Origin of the sequence: Catellatospora sp. IY07-71 (genome assembly GCF_018326265.1) — a bacterium.
Lineage (GTDB): Bacteria > Actinomycetota > Actinomycetes > Mycobacteriales > Micromonosporaceae > Catellatospora.
This window is the reverse complement of sequence record NZ_AP023360.1, coordinates 4,683,600-4,702,348: the sequence shown is the minus strand read 5'-3', so window position 1 is coordinate 4,702,348 and position 18,749 is coordinate 4,683,600. Positions and strand designations below refer to the sequence as shown.

Genomic DNA, 18,749 nt, shown 5'->3' with positions numbered 1-18,749 from the left:
GGCAGGGCCGCCGGTAGTGGCTGGCCGGGACGTGGGTCACCTTCCCAGCCGGGACTTAGGTCCCTTCCCGCGGTGGCCTGTGAGCGGGCAGACTGCAGGAGTGATCCGTGTGTTCCTGCTCGACGACCACGAGGTGGTGCGGCGCGGGCTGAGCGACCTGCTGCAGGCCGACGGCGACATCGAGGTCGTGGGCGAGTCGGGCTCGGCGGCCGAGGCGGTGCGGCGCATCCCCGCGCTGCGCCCCGACGTCGCCGTGCTGGACGCCCGGCTGCCCGACGGCAGCGGCATCGACGTGTGCCGCGACGTTCGGTCGGTCGACCCGGACATCAAGGGCCTGATCCTGACGTCGTACGAGGACGACGAGGCGCTGTTCGCCGCGATCATGGCGGGCGCCGCCGGGTACGTGCTCAAGCAGATCCGGGGCACCGACCTGGTCGACGCCGTACGCCGGGTCGCAGCCGGGCAGTCGCTGCTCGACCCGGCGGTGACCCTGCGGGTGCTGGAGCGCATCCGCAACCCGCAGCACCAGCCGGACCAGCTCAAGTCGCTCACCGAGCAGGAGCGCAAGATCCTCGGCTACGTCGCCGACGGCCTGACCAACCGGCAGATCGCGGCGCAGATGTTCCTGGCCGAGAAGACGGTCAAGAACTACGTGTCCAGCCTGCTGGCCAAGCTCGGCCTGGAGCGGCGCACCCAGGCCGCGATCCTCGCGGTCAAGCTGCGCGAGCAGGGCCAGCGCTAGCCCAGCGGCACCCGCCAGTCGAGCACGGTGCCGGTGGGCTCGTTCGGCTCGACGGACAGCGACCCGCCGCGCAGCGCCGCCCGCTCCCCGAGGTTGACCAGCCCGCCCCGGGCCACCGCGCCGCCGCAGCCGTCGTCGCCGACCGTGACGGCGAGCCCGCCGGATCCGACGCCCACCCGCACCCGCACCCGGCTCGCCCCGGCGTGCCGCACCACGTTGGACAGCGCTTCGCGGATCACCGCGAGCAGGTCGGCGCGCAGCTCCTCGGGCACCGCGCTGTCGAGCGGCCCGTCCAGCACCAGCTCCGGCCGGAAGCCCAGCCCTGCGGCGGCGTCCTCGGCCAGCCCGCGCAGCTCGGCCCGCAGCGACTCCCCGGCCGGGCTGCGCAGCTCGAAGATCGCCCCGCGGATGTCGCGGATGGTGCTGTCCAGCGCGTCCACCGCCGTGCCGATCCGGCTCGCCACCTCGGGCCGCTGCCCCGCCATCCCCGCCACCGTCTGCAGCTGCAGGCCGGTGGCGAACAGCCGCTGGATCACCACGTCGTGCAGGTCGCGGGCGATGCGCTCCCGGTCGGACAGCACCAGCAGCTGCTCGCGGTCCTCCCGGGCCCGCGCCTGCTGCAGCGCCAGCCCGGCCTGGCCCGCGAACGCCGTCAGCAGCAGCTCGTCGTCGACCCGCGCCGGGCCGGGATACCCGACCAGCAGCACCCCCTGCGCGCCGGCCAGCGGCGCGGCGACGGCGCGCACGTCGGGCACCGGCACCGGCCACGGGGCGGCCTTGCCGAGCCGTTCCAGCGCGACCACCTGGTGCAGGTCCAGCACCGGGCGCAGGCCCGTCTGCCCGGCCGGCAGCTCCGCCCCGGACAGGCCGGGCACCGGCTCGGCGGCGTCCACCGCGGCCACCCGCAGCGTGCCCGCCGCCTCGTCGTGCAGCAGCACCGCCACCAGCGACGCTTCGGCCACCTCGCGGGCCCGGCGGGCCACCAGGGCCAGCGCCTCGCCGGTGGACAGGTCACCGGACAGCGCGGTGGTGATCTCCGAGGTGGCGGCGAGCCAGTGCTGGCGGCGCTGCGCGAGCGCGTACAGGCGGGCGTTCTCGATCGCGGCGCCGGCCGCCGCCGCCAGCGCCATGGTGATCTCCTCGTCGTCCTCGGTGAACGACGCCGCCTCTCGCTTCTCGGCCAGGTAGAGGTTGCCGAACACCTGGTCGCGGATGCGGATGGGCACCCCGAGGAAGCTCTTCATGGGCGGGTGGTGCGGCGGGAAGCCGACCGAGCGGGGGTGCGCCGAGATGTCCGGGACCCGCACCGGGTGCGGCTCGGCGATGAGCAGCCCGAGCACGCCGTGCCCGGTGGGCAGGTCGCCGATGGCCGCGTGCGCGCGCGGGTCGATGCCGTGCGTGATGAACTCGACCAGCGTGCGGTCGGGCCCCACCACCCCGAGCGCGCCGTAGCGGGCGTCGGCCAGGTGGCACGCCGCGACCACGATCCGCTCCAGCGTCGAGCGCAGGTCCAGGTCGGTGCCGATGCCGACGACCGCGTCGAGCAGGCTGCGCAGCCGCTCCCGGCTCGCCATCACCTCGGCGACGCGATCCAGCAGCTCCTGCAGCAGCTCGTCCAGACCCGCCCGCGACAGCGGCGGCAATCCCAGCGTGTTCCACTGCTGTTCCACACCGGCGATGCTATGACGGGCCGCCCGGCGCGCGAAACCGGTCACCGTGCCAGCAGTGCGACCAGGTCGCTGCCGGTGACGATGCCGACCGCGACGCCGCGCGCGTCGACCACGGCCACCGCGTCCACGCACTCGGTGCGCATCAGCCGTGCCGCGTCCACCACCGCCGCCTCCGCGGCGACCACCGCGGGCGTACGGTCCAGCACCGAGGAGACCCGCCGGTACGTCAGTGAGGTGGGCTCAGTGGCCCAGGCCGCCACCACGGACCGGTCGGCGAGCACGCCCACGCAGCGGCCGCCCTCGTCGGTCACCACCAGGTGCCGCAGCCGGTCCCGCACCATCACGCCGAGCGCCTCGCCGAGCGTCGCCGACGTCTCCACGCACCGCACCGGCGCGCTCATCACCTCGCTGAGCTGCCGCCAGGCCAGCCCGGGCGACGCCGTACGCCCGTCCGTACCCCACGTGTCCGCGATCCGCGTGTCCATGACCCACCCCCCGGCCAAACCACCCTCAGCTCCAGGATGATCCGCCGCGGCCCGCGTGCCCAGGGCCGTTGGACCCGCTCCCGGCGGACGCCCGTCAGGCGCGGGCGACCAGGACCGGGCAGGCGGCGTGGTGGAGCAGCTGCTGGCTGACCGAGCCGAGCAGCAGGCCGGTGAAGCCGCCCCGGCCGCGGGCGCCGACCACCACGAGCTGTGCCTGCTCACTGAGCCGGACCAGCTCCTGGCCGGCCCGCCCGGAGATCACCTCGGCGCGGACCCGTACCTCGGGATGGCGGCCCCGGCTGGCGTCTAGGGCGTCCTGCAGCATGTCGAGCTCCTCCTTGCGGGCGGACTCGGCGTCGTAGAGCTGGGTGGCGGCCAGGCCCGGCGACTCCCGCCACGCCTTCACCGCGACCAGGTCCGCGCCGCGCCGCGCCGCCTCCCGGAACGCCGCCTCGACCGCCGGGTTGGCGCCGGCCGAGCCGTCGCAGCCCACCAGCACCGGCCCGGCCGGGTCCGTACGGCCCCGCACCACCAGCACCGGCGTGGTGCTGTGCGCCGTGACCTGGACCGCGACGGAGCCCAGCAGCAGCCCGCTGAACCCGCCAAGGCCCCGGTCGCCGAGCACCACCAGCGCCGCCTCCCGCGCCTCGCGCAGCAGCACCGGCGCGGGCGCCCCGGTGACCAGGTCGGTGGTGACCTCCAGGCCGGGCGTCTCGTCCGTCGCGGCGGCGGCCGCCAGCTCCAGGACCCGTTCCGCGTCGTGGCGCAGGCCGCCCTGCGGCACCGCCTCGGACGCGCCGGTGTCCACGTGCATCAGGGGCCAGATGAAGGCGTGCACGATGCGCAGCGGGCAGCGCCGCCAGCCCGCCTCCCGCGCGGCGGCGCGCACCGCGCGCAGCGCCGAATCCGATCCGTCCACCCCGGCCACGACCGGGCCGTTCCGCTCGTTCATCACGGGACCTCCATGCTCCATTGTCGGACGACCAGGACTTCTACGACGGCGGTACGGCCCACCTGGCCAGGTGGGCCGTACCGGGCGGAGGGCTCAGGCGACGGGGGTGCGCTCCGGAGCCTCCACCGGGGCGAAGGCCTCGGTGCGCGGGGTGCGCCAGGCGTGCACGAAGCCCGCGGCGGCCAGCAGCGCCATCACCAGCGCGGCGAGGAAGGCGACCAGCGCGGCCTGCCCGGCCTTGACCCCGAACTCGCTGAACCCGTACGTGGTCAGCAGCAGCCCGCGCAGCGTCTCACCCTTGAACAGCGTCTCCCGCTGGGCGGTGACCTCGGCCAGCTGCTGCTGCAGGGCGGTCACGTCCGTGCCGTTCTTGGTCGCCTCGGCGATCTGCGCCCGCAGCGCCGACTGCGGCTCGCCCATGTCGGCGTACGTCTTGCCGCCCGCGGTGCCCTTCAGGTGCAGGCCGATGAACTCGTTGGCGTACACCTCGGCCTGCTTGCCGGTGATCATCGGCTTGCCCGCGTTCTCGACCAGGCCCGGCTGCTGCCGCTCCTCGGCGGTCAGCTTGTCCAGTGCCTTGAAGGTGATGTTCTGCTCGGCGAGCTGGCGGCCCACATAGTCGTTGGCGAAGTCCGCGTTGGCCTGCAGCACCAGGCCCGCGACGGCGAGCAGGAGCGCGATGGCCACGCCGCCGAGGCTGAACATGAGGTCGAGGGTCCTGCGCTTCATGGTTTCCGTCTCCTTAGGACGTCTCCTGCCGTGTGTCCTCAGCGTCCCTTTTCACCGGTGCTCCAGGGCAGGGTGCGACGGCCCGACCCGGCGGGACCAAAGTCACCGGCCCACGGGGACCCAGTGCCCACCCACGTCGCCGTGCTGCGCCGATTCCCGGATCCATGCCGGCGGCCGCTGACCCCTCCCCCGCGTGGCATGCGCGGGCGAATCTTCATGCAGCTCAGCCGTTGCGGCAACCGGAAAGGGTCGTCCAGCCCTCGCTGTCCGCGGGCGGTGGTGGGATGATCTGCGCGCCGCTCGCACGGCACCGCCCGGGGGACGAGGTCGTGCGACCCTCGTAACCCCGTGTCTCCACACCGGCGGCAGTCACTCCGATGTGGATGTTCGGCGGGCGCAGGGGCCCCGCGCCGCGGGAGCGCCGGCGCGTACGACTCGGCGAGGGAGGAACGCTGTGACGCGGGCAGAAGCCGGCGCATTCAAGATTCTCAAGGGGCTCGGCATCGCGATCCTGAGCGTGGTGGCGCTCGTGCTGATCGCGGTGTACTGGGAGCCGGTGCTCGACGCCATCGTGGCGACCTGGAACTACCTGATCGACCGGATCCCGACCGACGGCGGGCAGCGCACCGCCGTGCTCGTCTACCTGATCGCGGCGGTGGTGCTGGGCATCCTGTTCTCGCAGGCCGGCCACTTCACCGCGTACGGCATCGCGATGGGCCTGGTGCCGCTGCTGTGGGTGCTGTTCTGGGAGGGCTTCCCGCCGCTCGGCCTGCACCCGGTGTGGACGTCGAACATGGGCATCACCCACCTGAGCCCGAGCCAGGTCGCGCTGTGGGCGGTCGTCGCGGCCGTGGTCACCACGCTGGTGTTCGTGCCGCTGGAGTACCGGGAGAAGTTCCAGCGCCACCGCCGCGCGCGCCGGGGCTGAGACAAGCCGAGGCGGGTGGTGCCCAGGGCACCACCCGCCTGGCCCGGTCCGGCACCCGAGGCTACGCGAGTGCCGGCTCGGTCTGGGGTCCTCAGACGTAGGTGACGGTGTCGAGGTACACGTACTCGTCGTCACGGACCATGAGGTGAGGGGCCGTCACGGTCTCCTCCTGCACCCCGCGCTGCCCGCCGCGGATCACGACCGCGGATTCCGGCGAGGTGTCGGAGACGATGCCCGCCTGCCACGTACGGTCGCGATAGACCCAGACCCGGTCGCCGGGCTGGTACGAGTCGGTGGCCGCGATCTCGTCAGGAGATCGGCGCGCGGGGTTGATCCGGGGAGCTGGCATTCGTGCCTCACTGCGGCGAACGTGCTCGCGGATGGGAAATCGGAAACAGGGCCGTCCCAATGTACGGGATGAGCGGTGTTCCGTGAAGCCGGCCGGTCCGGAGGGATTCCGGCCGCCCGCCCGGAGCTGTGAAGACCACACCATCCGGGCCACAGATGCAAGTGCCACTATGCAAACCAGACCTTGCGTTTGCGACTCCCATAATGCAAGTGAACCCGTGACCGCGCAAGCGCTCTGGGTACCTGTCCGTGACGTCCAGGAACGTGGACCGCACGCAGCGTCACCTACCTGGTGTAACGCGCGCGACACATCCCACGGACGCACCGTTGACCGCGTACTGGCGTCCATATGCTGGGAACAGGGTGGGCTCACCGGCCCGCTTCGGCGGGCGCCGCCGTGGCGGCCGCACCCTCGGCCGGGCCGCCGCGCAGCTCGCCGAACCGGGCCAGCGCCAGCGCGCCGCCCACCGCGAGCAGGAAGCCGCCCACCGCCACCGGCGCCCAGCCCGCGCGCGCCTCGTCCCCGAGCACCAGCACGCCGATGACGGCGGGCAGCACCGTCTCGCCCACCACCATCGCCGCCGTCGCCGTGGTGACCGCGCCGGCCGACAGCGCCATCGTCCACAGCACGAGCGCGATCAGGCTCGACACCGCCACCAGGTAGGTGGCCGGCTCGCGCAGCAGCCGCACCGGGTCCAGCTGCGGCAGCGTACGCGCGGCCAGCGCCAGCACGCCGAAGCACAGACCCGCACAGAGACCCAGGATCGGCGTACGCCATCTGCCCGGCAGCCGCCCGGCCAGCAGACCCAGCACGGCCAGGCCGAGCAGGCTCGCCCCGAGCGCGGTGTAGAAGTCGGGGTGCGCGCGGGTCGCCCCCTCCGGCCCGGCCGAGCAGCCCAGCAGCGCCAGGCCCAGGCAGACCGCCACCACGGCGAGCTTCTCCCCCCGGCCCAGCCGCTCCTTCATCACCACGCTCGCCGCGATGGCGGTGACCGCCAGCGCGGACGCGACCGCCGCCTGCACCAGGAAGAGCGGCAGGTGCCGTAACGCGACCAGCTCGAAGCCGAAGCCGAGCAGGTCCAGCCCGGTGCCGGCCAGGAACGGCACCGTCAGCCAGGCCCGTACCAGCGAACGCGGATCCTCCTCGCTGACCGGGCCCGCCCGGTGCATGCCCACGGCCTGCATCACCGAGGACAGGCCGAAGCAGACTGCCGCCAGCAGCGCCCCGATCATGCTCACCACCAGCACCGGTTCATCGTTTCACGGTGCCCGGCGCCGGTCCCGGGGTTCGACGCCGCGCGCCGTTTCCTATACGATCGCGGCCCGGTAACCGTTTACCATGCCGCTGGCGCGGCGGACGCGGCGACGTCGTCGGCGAGCCGGCCGCCGCCTGCCGGGACGCCCCCGGCCCTCGCTTCAGGCATCGAAAATGGACTGAACCGGCGACCACCCCGCGGCCCTCCCACCGCGTCCCACTGACGACTGCAAGGAAGGGCACCTTCTTATCGTTTTCCGTAGTAGAAGGTGCCCTTCCTAACGAAGGGAGGCGGTGCCTTGGCAACCGAACACGCGACGCCGGGCACGGCCGCGCCACCCGGTCGCCGCCCGGAGCTGGACGCGATCCGCACGCTGGTCGTGGTCGGGCTGATCTTCTTCCACTCCGCGCTGGTCTTCGACGAGCGCGACGACTACTACGTCAAGAACGCCGACACCACCGCGGTCACCACGGTCATCGCCGGGCTGGCCGTGGTCTGGGCGATGCCGCTGCTGTTCCTGATCGCCGGGTACGGCGCGCGGCACTCGCTGCGCCGCCGCGGGCCGGGCGGGTTCGCCGCCGAACGGCTGCGGCGGCTGGGCGTGCCGCTGCTGTTCGCCACCGTGGCGCTGCTGCCGATCCCGCAGTGGCTGCGGCTGCGCGCCGCCGATCCCGGCTACGACGAGCCCTACTGGCGCTTCCTGCCGCGCTTCCTCGACGTGCGGTTCCAGCCGGCGGAGTTCCCGTTCCTGCTGGGTGGCGAGCACTTCGAGTCCGGGCACCTGTGGTTCGTGGTGATGCTGGTGGCGTGGGCGCTGCTGCTGTCGGCGGCGGTCCGGCTGCTGCCGCCCGCCCCGCTGCGGCGGCTCCAGGACCGGGCCGCCGCGGCCGTCGCCCACCGGGGCGTCGTCCTGCTCCCCGCGCTGCCGCTCGCCCTGATCTGCGCCTTCGACGGTATGGAGGAGGGCTACGCGGGCTGGAACCGCTGGGCCTACCTGCTGTTCTTCGCGTACGGCGTGCTGCTCGCGGGCGACGACCGCTTCCGCGCGGCGATGCGCCGCGATGCCGTGCCCGCCGCCGTGCTGGGGGCGGTGCTCATGCTGGCCGGAATGCCGCTGTTCCTGTCCATCGAGGGCGGCGACCCGTTCAGCGACCTGACCGGCGTCGCCATGACGGCGCGCTTCCTCTACGGCATCACCGGCTGGTGCTGGGTCCTGGCGATCCTCGGCCTGCTCGACCGCCGCCGCAGCCCGGACGGCGCGCACGCCGAGCAGGCGCCGACCGGCCTCGGCCGCCGGGTCTACGCCTACCTCGCCCTCGGCGCGCTGCCGATCTACATCCTGCACCAGCCGGTCGTGGTGGCCGTCGCCTACGTCGTGGTCTCCTGGCCGGCGCCGATCCTCGTCAAGTACACCGCCCTGGTCACGATCGCGCTGCTGCTGACCATCGGGGCGTACGACCTCCTGGTGCGGCGTACCAGGATCACCCGGATCCTTTTTGGAATGCGTCCATAACGGACTGGAAGGCAGTAGATAGGGTGCATCACATGTCATCAGCGATCAAGGTCGAGGAGCTGCGCAAGTCGTACGGCGAACTGCGCGCCGTCGACGGCATCTCCTTCGAGGTACAGGCCGGGGAGTTCTTCGGCATCCTCGGCCCGAACGGCGCGGGCAAGACCACCACCCTGGAGATGGTCGAGGGTCTGCGCCAGCCCGACTCCGGCACGGTCAGCCTGTTCGGCGAGAGCCCCTGGCCGCGCAACCCGCGCCTGCTCCCCCGCATCGGTGTACAGCTGCAGGCCAGCGCGTTCTTCGAGCGGCTGACCGCGCGGGAGCAGATCCGCACCTTCGCCTCGCTCTACGGCGTGTCCGCGCGCAAGGCCGACGAGTGGCTCGGCGTGGTCGGCCTGGAGGACATGGCCGACAAGCGCAACGAGGACCTGTCCGGCGGCCAGCAGCAGCGGCTGTCCATCGCCTGCGCCCTGGCGCACGGCCCCGACCTGGTGTTCCTCGACGAGCCGACCTCGGGCCTGGACCCGCAGGCGCGCCGCAACCTGTGGGACGTGCTGCGCGACATCAACTCCCAGGGCCGCACCGTCGTGCTGACCACGCACTACCTCGACGAGGCCGAGTCGCTGTGCGACCGGGTCGCCATCATGGACCACGGCCGCATCCTGGAGTCCGGGCCGCCCGCGTCCCTGGTGCGCGACCTGGACGCGCCGACCCGCATCTCCATCGAGAGCGGCGTGCTCACCGCCGACGCCGCGCGCACGCTCGCCGACGGCGTCGAGGCGTCCGACGACGGGGTGTCGCTCACGCTCGCGACGCGTACCCCCGCCCCGGTCCTGTCCGCCCTGGCGGAGCGGGACGCGCTGCGCGGCCTGTCCGTGCGCGGCGCCACCCTGGAAGACGTCTTCCTGCACCTCACCGGACGGGAGTACCGCGCGTGACCGGTTTCGTCAGCCTCTCGGCGGCGATGGCCCGCGGGTTCTTCCGCGACCGCACCGCCATGTTCTTCACCATCCTGTTCCCGCTGATGTTCCTGGTGCTCTTCGGCGGCCTGTTCAAGGACAGCGGCGCGTCCAAGACGGACGTGCTGCAGATCGGCTCGGTGCCGGTGCTGGAGCAGCTGCCCGCCGAGGCCGCGGCCGGGATCGGCCAGGTGCTCGCCGTCGAGCGCACCGACGACCGCGCGGACGCGCTGGAGCAGGTGCGCAAGGGCGACAAGGCCGCCGCGCTGGAGCAGGTCGGCGGCGAGCTGATCGTGCACTACTCGGCCGCGGACCAGGTCAAGTCGGCCACCGTGCAGGGCATCCTGGAGTCGCTGGTGCAGGAGGCGAACCTGGCCGCCGCCGGGGTCACCTCGCCCGCGCTGCGGCTGAGCGCCAAGCCGGTCGAGGACGAGTCGCTCAAGGCCATCCAGTACATGACGCCGGGCCTGCTGGGCTGGGCGATCGCCACCGGCGCCACGTTCGGCGCGGCGCTGACGCTGGTCACCTGGCGGCAGAAGAAGATCCTGCGCCGGCTGCGGCTTTCCCCGGTGCCGGTCACCTCGATCATCAGTGCCCGGGTCTCGGTCAGCATCGTCATCGCGCTGGTCCAGTCGGCCATCTTCATCGGCGTGGCCTTGCTGCCCTACTTCGGGCTGCAGCTGGCCGACCAGTGGTGGGGCTTCATCCCGATCATGATCGCGGGCACGCTGGCCTTCCTGTCGATCGGCCTGCTGGCCGGGGCCGTGGCCAAGACGGCCGAGGCAGCCAGCGCCATCGCCAACCTGATCACGCTGCCCATGGCGTTCCTGTCCGGGGCGTTCTTCCCACTCGAAGGCGCACCGCAGTGGCTGCGCACGGTCTCGGAGTTCCTGCCCCTCAAGCACCTGGTGTCCTCGATGCAGGACGTGATGGTCCGCGGTGAGGCGTTCTCGGTGACCCTCCCGGACATCGGCATCCTGCTCGGCTTCACCGTCGTCCTCTCGGCGGCAGCTGCCGCCCTCTTCCGCTGGGACGACGCCTAGAGCAGAAGGAAGGGCACCTTCTTAACGCTATGTGTAGAAGAAGGTGCCCTTCTTAACCTCCGAGGACGCGGGCGCGCTCGAATACGCACAGCGCGTGGCGGTGTACGCCCTCGGCCGGGTCGAAGTCGAACGCCCGGCGGAACCCGGCCTTCTCGCAGGCGCGTACCGAGGCGGTGTTCGCCGTCGCCGGGTCGGCCACCACGAACCGGTTGCCCGGATACCGCACCGGCACCACGTCGCGGACGTACTCCCAGATCAGCCTCGTGCCGAAGCCATTGCCCACGGCGGCAGGATCACCCACGGCGTAGTCGATCGAGACGCAGTCCGCGCCGTCGCGGGTCACCCAGCGGGCCGTCTCCAGGTAGTCCTGCTGCGCGGCGAGCGGCGTGGACTGGATGAACCCGACCGGCCGCCCGCCCAGCAGCACCACGTCCACCGCCGTCGGCGCGTCGCCGTCGATTCGCGGGCCGTACTTCTCCTCGGCCGCCGCCACATCCGCCGGGACCCGCGCCCACCAGCGCCGCACATGCTCAGCCTGCAGCCACCGCACCAGCTCCGGCAGATCCGCACGGGTCAGCGGCCGGAACTCCAGCGGCGCGAGGTCCACCCGCAGCGCTCGCCGATACCGCCCGGCCACGTGCCGCGGCTGGACCAGTTCGGCCACCTGCTCCGGCGGCACCCAGGCGAACCGGTCGTGCTCGTCGTTCAGCGCCACCTCGGCGTCGGCTCCCGCCTCGGCGGTGAACAGCGCCCAGCTGCCGGACAGGTCCACCGGCACCGGCGCGAGCCCGGTCAGGCCCGTCTCCTCCCACAGCTCGCGCACCGCGGTGACCAGCAGCGCCTCACCGGGATCCCGGCCTCCGGCCGGCGCGGTCCACGCCCACGGCCCGGCGTCGTCCGGCTCGTAGCGCCGCCGGTGCATGAGCAGCACCGGACCGTTCGCACGGCGCACCACCACGGTCGCGCCCAGCGGCCACTCCCCCGTGTCCCCGATCCGGGACGCCTCCGGCCGTGTCAACTCAGTTCGTCCCTTCCAGAAATGCCCACCTCGCCCCGGCAACCTCCCGCAGTCCCGCCCACGGAAAGGAAGGGCACCTTCTCAACGCTATGTGTATAGGAAGGTGCCTTTCCTATCAGGCGTTGAGGTAGGCGAGGACGGCGAGGACGCGGCGGTTGTCGTCGTCGGAGGGGGCCAGGTCGAGCTTGGCGAAGATGCTGTGGGTGTGCTTGCCGACGGCGCTGTCGGAGAGGAACAGCTGCTGGGCGATGGCGGCGTTGGAGCGGCCCTCCGCCATGAGGGCCAGCACCTCGCGCTCGCGTGGGGTGAGGCGGGCCAGGGGCGCGTTGCGGACCGGCTGGCGCATCAGCTTCGCGATGACCTCCGGGTCCATGGCGGTGCCGCCGGCCGCGACGCGGCGGACCGCGTCGAGGAACTGGTCGGCGTTGAAGACGCGGTCCTTGAGCAGGTAGCCGATGCCGCCGGTGCCGTCGGCGAGCAGCTCGCGGGCGTACAGCTGCTCGACGTGCTGGGACAGCACCAGCACCGGCAGGCCGGGCACCTGGCGCCGGGCGTCCAGCGCCGCGCGCAGGCCCTCGTCGGTGTTCGTCGGCGGTAGGCGTACGTCCACCACCGCCACGTCGGGACGGTGCGCCAGCAGCGCGGCGAGCAGGTCCGGGCCGGTCTCCACGGCGGCGGCGACGGTGCACCCGTGCGCCTGCAGCAGGCGGACCAGTCCCTCCCTCAGGAGGTAGAGGTCCTCGGCGAGGACAACACGCACGGTATCTCCATCGTCAGCACGGTCGGGCCGCCCTGCGGGCTGTGCAGGGCCAGGGTTCCGTCGAATGTAGCGAGCCGCCGGCGCAGCCCGCGCAGGCCGCTGCCCCGGGCCGGGTCGGCGCCGCCGTGGCCGTCGTCGGTGACGGTCACCCGCAGCAGCCCCGCCACGTGCCGGATGTCGACCCCGACGCGGTGCGCCGCGGCGTGCCGGGAGGCGTTGGCCAGCGCCTCGGCGACGGCGAAGTACGCCGCGGTGGCGATCGGGGCGGGCGGCTGACCAGGCAGCTCAGCGTGCACGTCGACCGGCAGCGCCGCGTCCAGGGCGAGCGCGCGTACGGCGTCGGCCAGGCCGCGCTCGGCGAGCACCGGCGGGTGGATGCCGCGCACGAGGTCACGCAGGTCGGACAGGGCCGCGGCGGACGTCTCCCGGGCCTGGGCGAGCAGCTCCCGCGCCGCGGCGGGGTCTCGTTCCATGAGCTGCTCGACCGCGCCGAGGCTCAGTCCGACCGCGACCAGCCGGGCCTGCGCGCCGTCGTGCAGGTCGCGCTCGATACGGCGCAGCTCGGCGCTCTGGGCGTCGACGGCGTCGGCGCGGGTCTGCGCCAGGTGCTCGACCCGTTCGCTGAGCCGCGCGGTGCGGCCGGGTGCGAGCAGCAGCATCGCCCAGCCGACGATGGTGTACAGCACCGGCCGGGCCAGCACCACCCCGAGCAGGCCGAGCAACAGCCCGACCGGCACCGAGACCCAGCCCGGCACGGCCGCCAGCGCTGGGAAGCCGAGGGCCAGCAGCTGCCAGCAGTACCAGGGACTGACCCAGAACCCGGTGATCAGAAACAGCGGCAGCCCCCACAGCGGCCAGAACAGCGCCTGCCAGAACAGCCCGAAGTAGCCGACGCCGATCAGCGCCCCGGGCAGCACCGCGCTGAGCGCGACGAGCGGCGCGGTCGCCATCCAGGCCAGGTCGCGCCAGGTCGCCGGGTCGCCGAGCACCCAGGGGAAGAACCCGGCCCGGATCGCGCCGTCGCGGGTGGCGTAGAGGCTCCGCCCGACGCGGTAGCGCCCGTCCGGGCCGGGCCGGCCGAGCGGCTCCCGCGGCCGGTACGGGTCGGGCAGCTCGACGCCGCCCCACTTCGCGCACAGCCGCCGGTACTGGTTCATCATGGGCCGGACGGCGTAGCTGATCCAGGCGATGCCGAACCCGCCGCTGACCATGGTCAGCAGCAGCGTCAGCGCGAAGACGGCGAACCCGGTCAGCGACAGCCCGAGCAGCAGCACCGCCTTCCAGGTGTCATGCCCGCCGCGCCGCAGCCACTCGCCGAACCCCGAGGTGTGCCACCAGCTGCGGCTCGCGTGCCCGAGCCAGTAGCGCGTCCACAGCCCGTGCGCCCGCAGCAGCGCCGGCCCGGCCAGCACCCCGGCGGCCACGGCGGCCAGCCCGGCCGCGACCATGAGCCACATCGGACGGCCGTCCAGCACGCCGCCCCAGGACGTCGCGACGTCCAGCAGCCGGGACCACGTCCCGCCGCCCGCCGCGGCCGCACTCCCCGGCGCGGCCACGGCGCTCGCCCCGGCCGCTCCCGCCAGCGCGGCCACCCCGGCCACGAGCAGCACCGGCCCGAGCAGCGCGGGCACCGCCCCGAGCGGGGCGAGCAGCACCAGCCAGCCCCAGTCCCGCGCGGTGGCCGGGTCCTCGCTCAGCCACTGCATGCGCAGGAAGAAGCGGGGGTACGCGGGCGACTTGAACAGCTGGCCGTCGTGCTCGTACCAGCCGTCCGCGCGCTGCGGGGGCACCGGCGCGGATCCGCTCTGGTAGGGCGTCTCCACCGCCACCCCGCCCCAGGCCTGCGCCAGCCGCCGGGCGAACCCGGTGAGCCGGCGGCAGACGCCCACGGCGGCCGGGTACGTGACCACCACCGCGACCGAGGCCATCAGCGGCACTGCCGCGGCGAGCCCGGCCACGGCGAGCAGCGCGAGGGCGAGCAGGCGGAGCGGGGCGAGGGCGTACGACCGGATCATGCCCGCCATCGTCGCCGATCGGCCCCGCCCGGCGCACTGCCGCCAGGTGCCCGAAGGGGGGTGTGGTTTTGTGCACCCCTGCTCGGCAGTCAGCGTCATACCGGGCCTGGCGCGCCGAATCTAGCGTCTTCGGCATGGCAGTCATCGAAGTCAGCGGACTCACCAAACGATACGGCGACCGCACGGTCGTGCACGGCGTCTCGTTCACCGTCGCCGAGGGCGAGATCTTCGGCATCCTCGGCGAGAACGGCGCCGGCAAGACCACCACCGTCGAGTGCATCGCGGGCCTGCGAACGCCTGACGGCGGCAGCGTGAGCGTGCTCGGCCTGGACGCGCGGCGCGACCACGAGCGGCTGCGCGGCCTGGTCGGCGTGCAGCTGCAGGAGAGCCAGCTGCAGGACCGGCTGCGCGTCGGCGAGGCGCTGCGGCTGTACGCCTCCTTCTACCCCGACCCCGCCGACTGGCGGGAGCTGCTCGCCTCGGTCGGCCTCACCGAGCAGGTGAACACCCCCTACGCGAAGCTGTCCGGCGGGCAGAAGCAGCGGCTGTCGATCGCGCTGGCCCTGATCGGCAACCCGCGCGTGGCGATCCTGGACGAGCTGACCACCGGCCTGGACCCGCGGGCCCGGCGCGAGATCTGGAAGCTGATCCGCGCGATCCGCGACCGCGGCGTGACCGTGCTGCTGGTGACCCACTTCATGGACGAGGCCGAGCGGCTGTGCGACCGGCTGGCCGTGCTGGTCGACGGCGGCCTGGCCGCGCTGGACACCCCGGCCGGGCTGATCGCCGGCGTCGGCGACGTCGACGGCTACCGCGCCAACCTCGAGGACGCGTTCCTCGCCCTGACCGCCCCCTCCCACGACAGCTGACCAGGAGTACGCCATGTCCGCCCTGTCCCGCCTGACCGGCACCGAGGCCCGCCTGTTCCTGCGCGAGCCGGTCGGCGCCTTCTTCGCCCTGGCCTTCCCCGCGGTGCTCGTCGTGGTGCTCGGCAACGCCATCCCGGCCTTCAGCGAACCCTCGGCCGACTTCGACGGCGAACGGCCGATCAACCTCTACCTGCCCGTGGTGCTGGCGCTGGCCATCGGCACGGTCACCATGACCAGCCTGCTCGGCGTGCTGGCGCAGTACCGCGAGCGCGGCGTGCTGCGCCGCCTGGCCACCACCCCGGTGAAGCCCTCCGCGCTGATCGGCGCGCAGCTCGGCGTGAACGTGGCCGCGCTGCTCGTCGGCTCGGCGCTGATGATGATCGCGGCGGTGATCGCGTTCGGCAGCCGCGGCCCGGACAACCGGCCCGCGCTGCTGGTCGCGTTCCTGCTGGGCGCCGCGGCGATGACGGGCGTGGCGCTGCTGATCGCCGCCGTCGCCCCCAACGCCCGCGCCTCGGCCGGCATCGGCACGCTGGTGTACTTCCCGATGCTCTTCTTCGCGGGCGTCTGGACCCCCGGCCCGATGATGCCGGACACCGCGCAGCGCATCGCCGACTTCACCCCGCTCGGCGCGGCCTCCCAGGCCATGCAGGCCGCCTGGTCCGGCGACTGGCCCCAGCCCCTGCACCTGGCCGTGACCGCCGCGTACGCCCTCATCACCTGCGCCCTCGCCACCCGCCTCTTCCGCTGGCAGTAACCCGAGCAAGGAAGGGCACCTTCTTAACGCTATGCGTTGTAGAAGGTGCCCTTCCTAACGTCCCGGTGGACGGCGGATCACATCGGCGGAGGCGGGACCGGGTCGCTCTCCTCGATGACCCGCCGGTCGACCGGCGTGTTGGTCACCACGGTGCGGCGGCGGCCGCTCCAGATGACGGTGGTCAGGATCAGCCCGGCGGCGCCGACGGCCATCAGGATCCAGCCGACCACGTCCAGGTCGAGACCGCTGATGCTCACGTCGAGCGCGAAGGTGAGGATCGCCCCGACGGCGATCAGGAACAAGCTCGCGCCGATACCCATGTCAGCCTCCTTCCGGCGAGTGCTCGCCTCGGGGCCGCTATACCCGCCCGTGCCCGCCGTGAACCTCCTCCGATGCGGCCGGGCGATGGTGGTCCAGCACCGCGTGCGGATCCGGGTGCTGTCCGGCCGGATCGGCGTGGACCAGCGCCGCCGTCAGCTTCGGCACCGCGTGCAGCAGCCGGTGCTCGGCGTCCACCGCGATCTCGTGCGCCCGGGCCAGGTTCAGCGCGCCGTCCACCGCGACCGCGCACTCGGCCCGCAGCCGGTGCCCGATCCAGCGCAACCGCACCTCGCCCACGCCCAGCACCCCCGGGGTGTCGCGCAGCGTCTGCTCCACCGTGTCGACCAGCTTCGGATCGACCGCGTCCATCAGGCGCCGGTACACCTCCCGCGCGGCGTCCTTCAGCACCACCAGGATCGCCACCGTGATCAGCAGGCCCACCGCCGGGTCGGCCCACCACCAGCCCAGCGCCGCGCCGCCCGCGCCGAGCAGCACCGCCAGCGAGGTGAATCCGTCGGTACGCGCATGCAGGCCGTCCGCGACGAGCGCCGCCGAGCCGATGCGCCGCCCGACCACGATCCGGTAGCGCGCCACCAGCTCGTTGCCCGCGAACCCGACCAGCGCCGCCGCGGCGACGTACGGCAGGTGCCGTACCTCCTGCGGGTCGAGCAGGCGGCGCACCGCCTCGTATCCGGCGAACGCGGCGGAGGCGGCGATGGTCAGCACGATGAAGATGCCCGCGAGGTCCTCGGCCCGGCCGTAGCCGTACGTGTACGACCTGGTCGGGCTGCGCCTGCCCAGCACGAACGCGACGCCGAGCGGCACGGCGGTCAGCGCGTCGGCGACGTTGTGCAAGGTGTCGCCGAGCAGCGCGACGGAGTGCGAGAAGTACACGATGACGGCCTGCAGGACAGCCGTGACGCCGAGCACGACCAGGGAGATCCACAGCGCGCGCAGGCCCTCGCGGGACGACTCCATCGCAGAGTCCACCTTGTCGGCGGCGTCGTGCGAATGCGGACTGACCAGGTGCCCGACCTGGTGCCGCAGCCGGGCGAAGAGGCCGCCGTGGGCGTGCTCGCCCTCGTGACCGTGGCCATGCCCGTCGCCGTCGGCGTGGCCGTGACCGTCGTGGTCGTGGTGACCGTCGTGCTCGTGGTGCGAGTCGTGGTCGTGACCGCTGCCGTGGTCGTGGTCGTGCGCGTGGCCGTGGTCAGCGGTTGGGGCGGTGCCGTGGGCACGACCGTGGGTGTGATCGTCGTGCTGGTGGTCGTGACCCGCGCCCATGTCGTGCCTCCCGCCCGCCGCCGCGGGGCGTCCCCCGCTCGGCTCATCCTCCTCTGCGTATACCACCGGCGGCGCGCCCCATGCCGCGACTCACCGGCCCGCCGCGATGCGGTCGGCGAGGCGTACCACGGCGTCCATGACCTGATCACCCTCGAACAGCACGGCGTCGTTGTGGTCCGCGCCCTCCACCACCGTGACCTCCACCGGCCCGGCGGCCGCCGCGGCCACCGCGCGGCTCTGGTCCGCGGGCACGACGGAGTCCGCCGTGCCGTAGACGACGGCCGTCGGCACGTCGATCCTTGTGATCAGCTCCGCCACCGGGAAGCGGTCCCGCAGCATGGCCCGCACCGGCAGGAACGGGTAGTGCGTCGCGGCGGTCGCGGCCAGATCGGTGAACGGCGAGCGCAGCAGCAGCCCCGCGGGCGGGTGCTCGGCCGCCAGCCCGGTCACCACGGCTCCCCCCAGGCTCTCTCCGAAATAGATCAGCCGGTCGGGCCGCACGCCCGCGCCGTCCACCAGATAGCGGTACGCCGCCCGCACGTCCTCGGCCAGCCCCTGCTCGGACGGGCTGCCGGGGTTGCCGCCGTACCCGCGATAGTCGAACAGCAGCACCGTGAACCCGCGTTCGGCCAGCTCCGCCGCGACGGATGCCCGTCCGGCCCGGTTGCCGCCGTTGCCGTTGGCGACCAGCACCGCGAGGCCACGGTCGGGCCCGGCCGGCGGCACGAGCCATGCGCCCAGGTCCAGCCCGTCCGCGGTACGCAGGGTGACGTCGCGGGCGCCGGGCAGCGCGGCGGCGGCCGGGCCGGGCGGCGAGGTGTCGGGCAGGTAGATGAGCCGCCGTTGCAGCAGCCACAGCGCGGTCACCAGCAGCACGGCGATCAGCAGCACGATCAGCGCGGGCCGGATCACCGAGGACGCCTTCAGCACCGGACCATTGTCCCGCCTCGCCTGAACTTCGGGAACGGCCCGGGCGCCCGGCCGGGCCTGCGTTAAGAAGGTGCCCTTCCTCTACGGAAAGCGTTAAGAAGGTGCCCTTCCTTTCAGCGGTCGGTGGCGAGGCGGAGGCCGAGGGTGACCGGGACGGTGCCGGCGAGGGCGTC

General features: G+C 73.3%; 18 protein-coding genes and 1 pseudogene. 7 read left to right on the top strand and 12 right to left on the bottom strand.

What is annotated here, in order from left to right:
* Positions 1-100: 100 nt before the first annotated feature.
* On the top strand, positions 101-742 hold the full coding sequence (locus tag CS0771_RS20995; protein ID WP_212842571.1) for a response regulator transcription factor: 642 nt from the start codon (positions 101-103) through the stop codon (positions 740-742).
* Here the strand turns inward: CS0771_RS20995 and CS0771_RS20990 are convergent.
* From CS0771_RS20990 to CS0771_RS20975, 4 genes are all read right to left on the bottom strand, one after another.
* Positions 739-2,316 (bottom strand): GAF domain-containing sensor histidine kinase, encoded by a 1,578-nt coding sequence (locus CS0771_RS20990; protein WP_212845954.1) that lies wholly within the window; start codon positions 2,314-2,316, stop codon positions 739-741. The genes CS0771_RS20995 and CS0771_RS20990 overlap by 4 nt on opposite strands.
* A gap of 137 nt (positions 2,317-2,453) precedes the next feature.
* On the bottom strand, positions 2,454-2,897 hold the full coding sequence (locus CS0771_RS20985) for an HPP family protein (RefSeq protein WP_212842570.1): 444 nt from the start codon (positions 2,895-2,897) through the stop codon (positions 2,454-2,456).
* Between the two features lie 94 nt (positions 2,898-2,991).
* The gene (locus CS0771_RS20980; protein ID WP_212842569.1) at positions 2,992-3,849 is read right to left on the bottom strand and encodes a universal stress protein; all 858 of its coding nucleotides are present in this window, start codon (positions 3,847-3,849) and stop codon (positions 2,992-2,994) included.
* A gap of 93 nt (positions 3,850-3,942) precedes the next feature.
* The gene (locus CS0771_RS20975) at positions 3,943-4,578 is read right to left on the bottom strand and encodes a hypothetical protein (protein ID WP_212842568.1); all 636 of its coding nucleotides are present in this window, start codon (positions 4,576-4,578) and stop codon (positions 3,943-3,945) included.
* A 454-nt stretch (positions 4,579-5,032) separates the two neighbouring features.
* On the opposite strand from CS0771_RS20975, the gene CS0771_RS20970 reads away from it, so the two are divergent.
* On the top strand, positions 5,033-5,506 hold the full coding sequence (locus tag CS0771_RS20970) for a hypothetical protein (RefSeq protein ID WP_212842567.1): 474 nt from the start codon (positions 5,033-5,035) through the stop codon (positions 5,504-5,506).
* Between the two features lie 91 nt (positions 5,507-5,597).
* On the opposite strand, the gene CS0771_RS20965 is transcribed toward CS0771_RS20970, so the two are convergent.
* Both CS0771_RS20965 and CS0771_RS20960 read right to left on the bottom strand, forming a co-directional pair.
* Positions 5,598-5,855, bottom strand: coding sequence for a hypothetical protein (locus tag CS0771_RS20965; protein ID WP_212842566.1), 258 nt, complete (start codon positions 5,853-5,855; stop codon positions 5,598-5,600).
* A gap of 368 nt (positions 5,856-6,223) precedes the next feature.
* Entirely contained in the window at positions 6,224-7,102 is an 879-nt protein-coding gene (locus CS0771_RS20960; protein WP_244870924.1) for a hypothetical protein, read from the bottom strand.
* 306 nt (positions 7,103-7,408) lie between these two features.
* On the opposite strand from CS0771_RS20960, the gene CS0771_RS20955 reads away from it, so the two are divergent.
* Genes CS0771_RS20955 through CS0771_RS20945 form a run of 3 tightly spaced genes read left to right on the top strand, consistent with a single transcriptional unit; the run spans position 7,409 to position 10,622 of the window.
* Positions 7,409-8,623: an acyltransferase family protein gene (locus CS0771_RS20955; protein WP_212842565.1), complete on the top strand. Its 1,215-nt coding sequence runs from the start codon at positions 7,409-7,411 to the stop codon at positions 8,621-8,623.
* A 32-nt stretch (positions 8,624-8,655) separates the two neighbouring features.
* Entirely contained in the window at positions 8,656-9,558 is a 903-nt protein-coding gene (locus CS0771_RS20950; RefSeq protein WP_212842564.1) for an ABC transporter ATP-binding protein, read from the top strand.
* Complete coding sequence (locus tag CS0771_RS20945) at positions 9,555-10,622, top strand: ABC transporter permease (protein ID WP_244870923.1); 1,068 nt, start codon at positions 9,555-9,557, stop codon at positions 10,620-10,622. The genes CS0771_RS20950 and CS0771_RS20945 overlap by 4 nt, the downstream gene beginning before the upstream one ends.
* 52 nt (positions 10,623-10,674) lie before the next feature.
* On the opposite strand, the gene CS0771_RS20940 is transcribed toward CS0771_RS20945, so the two are convergent.
* The 3 genes from CS0771_RS20940 to CS0771_RS38885 all read right to left on the bottom strand — a co-directional run bounded on the left by CS0771_RS20940 (position 10,675) and on the right by CS0771_RS38885 (position 14,415).
* Positions 10,675-11,640 (bottom strand): GNAT family N-acetyltransferase, encoded by a 966-nt coding sequence (locus CS0771_RS20940; protein WP_212842563.1) that lies wholly within the window; start codon positions 11,638-11,640, stop codon positions 10,675-10,677.
* 115 nt (positions 11,641-11,755) lie between these two features.
* The gene (locus CS0771_RS20935) at positions 11,756-12,400 is read right to left on the bottom strand and encodes a response regulator transcription factor (protein ID WP_212842562.1); all 645 of its coding nucleotides are present in this window, start codon (positions 12,398-12,400) and stop codon (positions 11,756-11,758) included.
* Entirely contained in the window at positions 12,364-14,415 is a 2,052-nt protein-coding gene (locus CS0771_RS38885; protein WP_244870922.1) for a sensor histidine kinase, read from the bottom strand. Before CS0771_RS38885 ends, CS0771_RS20935 begins: the two co-directional genes overlap by 37 nt.
* Positions 14,416-14,549: 134 nt before the next feature.
* Here CS0771_RS38885 and CS0771_RS20925 point away from each other — a divergent pair.
* Both CS0771_RS20925 and CS0771_RS20920 read left to right on the top strand, forming a co-directional pair.
* Positions 14,550-15,212, top strand: a pseudogene (locus CS0771_RS20925) (ABC transporter ATP-binding protein); the annotation flags it as partial.
* An 85-nt stretch (positions 15,213-15,297) separates the two neighbouring features.
* Positions 15,298-16,041 carry an ABC transporter permease gene (locus tag CS0771_RS20920; protein WP_212842560.1) on the top strand — a complete coding sequence of 248 codons (744 nt, stop codon included), beginning with the start codon at positions 15,298-15,300 and terminating at the stop codon, positions 16,039-16,041.
* Between the two features lie 77 nt (positions 16,042-16,118).
* On the opposite strand, the gene CS0771_RS20915 is transcribed toward CS0771_RS20920, so the two are convergent.
* The 3 genes from CS0771_RS20915 to CS0771_RS20905 all read right to left on the bottom strand — a co-directional run bounded on the left by CS0771_RS20915 (position 16,119) and on the right by CS0771_RS20905 (position 18,576).
* On the bottom strand, positions 16,119-16,361 hold the full coding sequence (locus CS0771_RS20915) for a DUF6458 family protein (RefSeq protein WP_212842559.1): 243 nt from the start codon (positions 16,359-16,361) through the stop codon (positions 16,119-16,121).
* A 37-nt stretch (positions 16,362-16,398) separates the two neighbouring features.
* Positions 16,399-17,646 carry a cation diffusion facilitator family transporter gene (locus CS0771_RS20910; protein ID WP_212842558.1) on the bottom strand — a complete coding sequence of 416 codons (1,248 nt, stop codon included), beginning with the start codon at positions 17,644-17,646 and terminating at the stop codon, positions 16,399-16,401.
* A gap of 90 nt (positions 17,647-17,736) precedes the next feature.
* Positions 17,737-18,576: an alpha/beta hydrolase gene (locus CS0771_RS20905; protein WP_212842557.1), complete on the bottom strand. Its 840-nt coding sequence runs from the start codon at positions 18,574-18,576 to the stop codon at positions 17,737-17,739.
* Between the last annotated feature and the right edge of the window lie 173 nt (positions 18,577-18,749).

What these genes read in the sequence shown, in the direction of transcription:
- CS0771_RS20990 (WP_212845954.1), bottom strand. Translation starts at nt 2,316, where the DNA reads ATGGCGAGCCGGGAGCGGCTGCGCAGCCTGCTCGACGCGGTCGTCGGC.
- CS0771_RS20985 (WP_212842570.1), bottom strand. Translation starts at nt 2,897, where the DNA reads ATGGACACGCGGATCGCGGACACGTGGGGTACGGACGGGCGTACGGCG.
- CS0771_RS20980 (WP_212842569.1), bottom strand. Translation starts at nt 3,849, where the DNA reads ATGAACGAGCGGAACGGCCCGGTCGTGGCCGGGGTGGACGGATCGGAT.
- CS0771_RS20975 (WP_212842568.1), bottom strand. Translation starts at nt 4,578, where the DNA reads ATGAAGCGCAGGACCCTCGACCTCATGTTCAGCCTCGGCGGCGTGGCC.
- CS0771_RS20965 (WP_212842566.1), bottom strand. Translation starts at nt 5,855, where the DNA reads ATGCCAGCTCCCCGGATCAACCCCGCGCGCCGATCTCCTGACGAGATC.
- CS0771_RS20950 (WP_212842564.1), top strand. Translation starts at nt 8,656, where the DNA reads ATGTCATCAGCGATCAAGGTCGAGGAGCTGCGCAAGTCGTACGGCGAA.
- CS0771_RS38885 (WP_244870922.1), bottom strand. Translation starts at nt 14,415, where the DNA reads ATGATCCGGTCGTACGCCCTCGCCCCGCTCCGCCTGCTCGCCCTCGCG.
- CS0771_RS20920 (WP_212842560.1), top strand. Translation starts at nt 15,298, where the DNA reads ATGTCCGCCCTGTCCCGCCTGACCGGCACCGAGGCCCGCCTGTTCCTG.
- CS0771_RS20915 (WP_212842559.1), bottom strand. Translation starts at nt 16,361, where the DNA reads ATGGGTATCGGCGCGAGCTTGTTCCTGATCGCCGTCGGGGCGATCCTC.
- CS0771_RS20910 (WP_212842558.1), bottom strand. Translation starts at nt 17,646, where the DNA reads ATGGGCGCGGGTCACGACCACCAGCACGACGATCACACCCACGGTCGT.